5 protein-coding genes are annotated in these 5314 nt (G+C 43.5%); 3 read left to right on the top strand and 2 right to left on the bottom strand.

The window, feature by feature from the left end:
- Positions 1–128: 128 nt before the first annotated feature.
- Both ADH54_RS01850 and zapA read right to left on the bottom strand, forming a co-directional pair.
- Positions 129–677 (bottom strand): CvpA family protein, encoded by a 549-nt coding sequence (locus ADH54_RS01850; protein ID WP_049522496.1) that lies wholly within the window; start codon positions 675–677, stop codon positions 129–131.
- On the bottom strand, positions 674–976 hold the full coding sequence (gene zapA / locus ADH54_RS01845) for a cell division protein ZapA (RefSeq protein WP_000002019.1): 303 nt from the start codon (positions 974–976) through the stop codon (positions 674–676). Before zapA ends, ADH54_RS01850 begins: the two co-directional genes overlap by 4 nt.
- 86 nt (positions 977–1062) lie before the next feature.
- Between zapA and rnhC the strand changes: the two genes are divergently transcribed.
- From rnhC to ADH54_RS01830, 3 genes are all read left to right on the top strand, one after another.
- Entirely contained in the window at positions 1063–1944 is an 882-nt protein-coding gene (rnhC, locus tag ADH54_RS01840) for a ribonuclease HIII (RefSeq protein WP_049523795.1), read from the top strand.
- A gap of 3 nt (positions 1945–1947) precedes the next feature.
- Positions 1948–2562: a signal peptidase I gene (lepB, locus tag ADH54_RS01835; protein ID WP_049523793.1), complete on the top strand. Its 615-nt coding sequence runs from the start codon at positions 1948–1950 to the stop codon at positions 2560–2562.
- 243 nt (positions 2563–2805) lie between these two features.
- The gene (locus ADH54_RS01830) at positions 2806–5172 is read left to right on the top strand and encodes an ATP-dependent RecD-like DNA helicase (protein WP_049523791.1); all 2367 of its coding nucleotides are present in this window, start codon (positions 2806–2808) and stop codon (positions 5170–5172) included.
- The last annotated feature ends 142 nt before the right edge of the window (positions 5173–5314 follow it).

Below are 5314 nucleotides of genomic sequence, written 5' to 3'. Positions count from 1 at the left end.
CCGTACTCAAGTACAGCCTGCGGCTAGCTTCCTAGTTTGCTCTTTGATTTTCATTGAGTATTAGGTGTAGTAACTTTTTACATTCAATCAAATCTGTAAACAAAGGGCTAGGAAAATTCCTGCCCTTTTTATCCGATTAAATTTGTCACCCAGATTTGTTTGAGCCAACTGGTTGTTACTGGTATGCTCTGGATGATGTGTTTTGCGACGATACTCTTTTCAAGAGGATTTTGTATAGCCGCCATGGGAATGGTCGCTAAAATAGTCAAGGCCATTTGCAAGACAAATAAGGTCACCAACATGGACAAGATACCTGCTGAAACTTGGAACAACTTGCCACCCAGTTTTTTACTAGGAAGTAAGTGTAACAAGAGACCAAGTAAACGACCGATGCTATAGACAATCCCAAATACAAGCAAGTAGCCGATACCTGCGTAAAAGACCTTATCCAACTGAAAGAGTTGATCCGATGGGAAGAAGAAAGTCCCCTGACCTTCCTGCGGATTTGCATAAGGGAGTAGTAAATGGAATTGCTCTCCAAGCCCCTTGTAAAACTGGCCAGCCATAAAAGCCGATGCCAGGGCTGAAATCAGGTAATAAACCTGTAAGAGCAAGCCTCTCCGATAGCCGATATAAAATCCCCAAGCCAAGACCAATAGAAGAAGGAGTGAAATCATAAGGAATCCTCAATCTTGCTCTGTTCTTGCTTACAAGTCACAAGCTTGTGACGGAGTTCTTCTAATTCTTGCTCCTTATCGTCAAATTCAATCTCACGGCTGAGTTGAGTTGACAAACAGTTGACTGCCAACAAAAGAGCGATGGTTTCATCATCTGCACTAGGCATTTGTTCTTTAATTGCTTGGTATTTTTCTGTCGCAACCTTAGCGATTTCCTCCATAAAGAGATTATCATGCTCGCTTGTCAAGGTTAATGATTTTTTCCCGAATGTAAATTTGAATCGATTTAGATTTGCCATAAAATTCACCTCACGATATTATACCAAAATTCGCTAATTTTGTCAGTTTTTACAAATTTGCCTGCTTTTGTGGTACAATAGAAACTATGGCAAGTATAACACTCACACCAAGTGAAAAGGAGATTCAGGCTTTTCTTGAACACTATCAAACCAGTCTGGCTCCCAGTAAGAATCCCTATATCCGCTACTTTTTGAGACTACCTCAAGCAACGGTTTCTATCTATACTTCTGGAAAGGTCTTGCTTCAGGGCGAAGGGGCTGAGAAATACACTCGTTTCTTTGGCTATCAAGCTGTAGAGCAAACCAGCGGACAAAATCTCCCTTTGATTGGGACAGATGAGGTGGGAAATGGTTCCTACTTTGGTGGGCTTGCAGTTGTGGCTTCCTTTGTCACACCTGACCAGCATGACTTCTTGCGAAAACTCGGTGTGGGGGATTCTAAAACTCTGACCGACCAAAAGATCCGTCAGATTGCCCCTATTCTCAAAGAAAAAATCCAGCACCAGGCGTTGCTTCTCTCACCCAGCAAGTACAACGAGGTCATCGGAGACCGCTACAACGCTGTTTCAGTTAAAGTTGCCCTCCATAATCAGGCTATCTATCTCCTCCTTCAAAAAGGTGTTCAGCCTGAGAAAATTGTGATTGATGCCTTTACCAGTGCTAAAAATTATGACAAGTACTTGGCACAAGAGGCCAATCGTTTCAGCAATCCTATCAGCTTAGAAGAAAAGGCTGAGGGCAAATACTTGGCTGTCGCAGTTTCTTCCATCATTGCGCGTGATCTCTTTCTAGAAAATCTTGAAAATCTGGGACGAGAACTGGGTTATCAACTTCCAAGTGGAGCTGGAACGGCTTCTGATAAGGTAGCTAGCCAGATTTTGCAAGCCTATGGCATGCAGGGACTTAACTTCTGCGCCAAACTGCACTTTAAAAATACTGAAAAAGCGAAAAAACGCTTAGAAAGGTAAGTTATGAATTCATTTAAACATTTCTTAAAAGAGTGGGGATTATTCCTCCTGATTCTGTCATTACTAGCTTTAAGCCGTATCTTTTTTTGGAGTAATGTCCGCGTAGAAGGACACTCCATGGATCCTACCCTAGCGGATGGCGAAATTCTCTTTGTCGTTAAGCACCTCCCTATTGACCGTTTTGATATCGTGGTAGCCCATGAGGAAGATGGCAATAAGGACATTGTCAAACGTGTCATCGGAATGCCTGGCGATACCATCCGTTACGAAAATGATAAACTTTACATCAATGACAAAGAGACAGATGAACCTTACCTAGCTGACTACATCAAACGCTTCAAGGATGACAAACTCCAAAGCACCTATTCAGGCAAGGGGTTTGAAGGAAATAAAGGCACTTTCTTTAGAAGTATCGCTCAAAAAGCCCAAGCCTTCACAGTTGATGTCAACTACAATACCAACTTTAGCTTTACTGTCCCAGAAGGAGAATACCTCCTCCTCGGAGATGACCGCTTGGTTTCGAGCGACAGCCGCCACGTAGGTACCTTCAAAGCAAAAGATATCACAGGGGAAGCTAAATTCCGCTTCTGGCCAATCACCCGTATCGGAACATTTTAAGAGACCTAAGAGGCCGAGAATCACCAATCTCAGCCTCTTCTTCTATCGTGAGACGATGATTATTCACTACCCAGTCTAACTAGGATAGAAACAAAGTTATACTCAATGAAAATCAAAGAGCAAACTAGGAAGCTAGCCGCAGGCTGCTCAAAATACTGTTTTGAGGTTGCAGATGAAAGCTGACGTGGTTTGAAGAGATTTTCGAAGAGTATTAACTCTCACCTATTTATGCAAAGGAATCTTATGGAAGTTTATTTTTCAGGAACTATTGAACGGATTATTTTTGAAAATCCCAGCAATTTTTATCGCATCCTTCTCCTAGAAATCGAAGATACGGACGCAGAGGATTTTGATGATTTTGAAATTATTGTCACGGGTACCATGGCTGATGTGATTGAGGGCGAAGACTATACTTTTTGGGGACAAATTGTCCAGCACTCCAAGTATGGGGAACAACTGCAAATTAGCCGTTATGAACGCGCAAAACCAACTAGCAAGGGCTTGGTCAAGTACTTTTCAAGTAGCCATTTCAAGGGGATTGGTCTCAAGACAGCTCAAAAAATCGTGGACACCTATGGCGACAATACCATTGACGAAATTTTGCAACACCCAGAAAAGCTAGAAGGCATCTCAGGACTCTCTGCCAAAAATCGCGAGGCTTTCGTCTCTACTCTCCGCCTCAACTACGGAACCGAGATGATTTTGGCCAAACTAGCCAACTACGGCATTCCCAACAAACTAGCCTTTCAGATTCAAGACTTTTACAAGGAAGAAACTCTTGATGTGGTTGAAAATTATCCCTACCAGTTGGTTGAGGATATCAAGGGTTTGGGCTTTACCATTGCTGACCAATTAGCAGAGGAACTTGGCATCGAAAGTCAGGCTCCTGAGCGCTTTCGTGCAGGTCTAGTACATAGTCTTTTTCAGGCCTGTATGGAAACAGGGGACACCTATGTTGAAGCACGGGACTTGCTGGAACAAACTCTTACTCTTCTTGAATCTTCTCGCCCCGTGGAACTGGATCCCAACCAAGTGGCCCAAGAACTCTCCTACCTGATTGAAGAAGACAAGGTTCAGCAGGTTGATACCAAGATTTTTGACAACAGCCTCTTTTTCGCTGAGGAAGGCATCCGCAGTCACTTGGTTCGTATCCTTGAAAAAGGAAAGCAGAAGAGCCATGATCTAGAAACCATTCAAAAACATATCGCTACTGTCGAAGAAGATCTGGAGATTGAGTATGATAACATTCAAAAACAAGCTATCTGTGATGCTATCCAGAATAAGGTCTTTATCCTGACAGGTGGACCTGGTACTGGTAAGACAACGGTTATCAATGGTATCATCGCTGTCTATTCCCTTTTAGAAGGACTTGACCTCAGAAAAAAAAGCAATCTGCCTATTCTTCTTGCTGCTCCAACTGGACGAGCAGCTCGCCGCATGAATGAATTGACAGGATTGCCTAGCGCAACCATACACCGCCATTTAGGAATGACAGGTGACGATGATACCAGCCATCTGGAAGATTATCTGGATGCCGACTTTATCATCGTGGATGAGTTCTCCATGGTGGATACTTGGCTAGCCAACCAACTCTTCTCCAACATCTCTTCTAACAGCAAGATACTCATCGTGGGTGACAGCGACCAGTTGCCGTCTGTCAGTCCTGGACAGGTTCTAGCGGATCTGCTTCATATTCCCTTGATTCCTCAGACTCGCTTGGAAAAAATTTACCGGCAAAGCGAAGAATCAACCATCGTCACCCTAGCAAGTCAGATTCGACAGGGCATCTTGCCAGCTGATTTCACTCAGAAAAAAGCAGACCGTTCCTACTTTGAAATCGCTAGTGGCCATATTCCTGCCACCATTGAAAAGATCTTAGGCGCTGCCCTCAGAAGTGGCATTCCTGCCCGTGATATCCAAGTTCTGGCTCCCATGTACCGAGGGACTGCAGGGATTGATGCCATCAATCAACTCATGCAAAACCTCCTCAATCCACCACAAAAAAATCAACTCAGTTTTGAAGCTCCCCAGTGTCACTATCGTAAGGGAGATAAGGTCATTCATTTGGTTAACGATGCTGAAATCAATGTCTTTAATGGAGATTTAGGAGCTATCACAGACCTGATTCCGGGTAAATACACCGAGTCTAAACAAGACGAGATTGTCATTGATTTTGACGGTAATGAAGTCTCTTACCCCCGTAACGAATGGTATAAGATTCGCCTAGCCTATGCCATGAGTATTCATAAGTCTCAGGGAAGTGAGTTCCCTGTTGTCATCCTGCCTATCACTAGTGCTAGTAGGCGTATGCTGGAGCGCAATCTCATCTATACAGCCATTACACGCGCCAAAAGCAAGCTTATCTTACTAGGCGAATTACAGGCCTTCGACTATGCTACCCAGCACATCGGAACTGCCCGAAAAACCTATCTGATTGAACGTTTCAGTGATCTACTGGAGAATGTTGAAGAAAAGCAACCAGCTGTCTCTGAAACAGCCACATCAAGCGCCTCTGAACAATCCTACATCCTAACCGAAGAAAACTGGACCAGTATTCCAGCTATGATTGGGATTACAGACGCAGACCTCAAAAAGATTTTTGGAAAATAGTGCATAAGAAAACCCACCTAATCAAGTGGGATTTTTGTTTATTAATACTCAATGAAAATCAAAGAGCAAACTAGGAAGATAGCCGCAAGCTGTACTTGAGTACGGTAAGGCGACGCTGACGTGGTTTGAATTTGATTTTCGA

This window comes from Streptococcus pseudopneumoniae (genome assembly GCF_001072315.1).
Lineage (GTDB): Bacteria > Bacillota > Bacilli > Lactobacillales > Streptococcaceae > Streptococcus > Streptococcus pseudopneumoniae_R.
The sequence above is the reverse complement of the archived record's forward strand: the minus strand, read 5'-3'. Positions and strand labels throughout refer to the sequence as shown.

What these genes read in the sequence shown, in the direction of transcription:
- ADH54_RS01850 (WP_049522496.1), bottom strand. Translation starts at nt 677, where the DNA reads ATGATTTCACTCCTTCTTCTATTGGTCTTGGCTTGGGGATTTTATATC.
- zapA (WP_000002019.1), bottom strand. Translation starts at nt 976, where the DNA reads ATGGCAAATCTAAATCGATTCAAATTTACATTCGGGAAAAAATCATTA.
- rnhC (WP_049523795.1), top strand. Translation starts at nt 1,063, where the DNA reads ATGGCAAGTATAACACTCACACCAAGTGAAAAGGAGATTCAGGCTTTT.
- lepB (WP_049523793.1), top strand. Translation starts at nt 1,948, where the DNA reads ATGAATTCATTTAAACATTTCTTAAAAGAGTGGGGATTATTCCTCCTG.
- ADH54_RS01830 (WP_049523791.1), top strand. Translation starts at nt 2,806, where the DNA reads ATGGAAGTTTATTTTTCAGGAACTATTGAACGGATTATTTTTGAAAAT.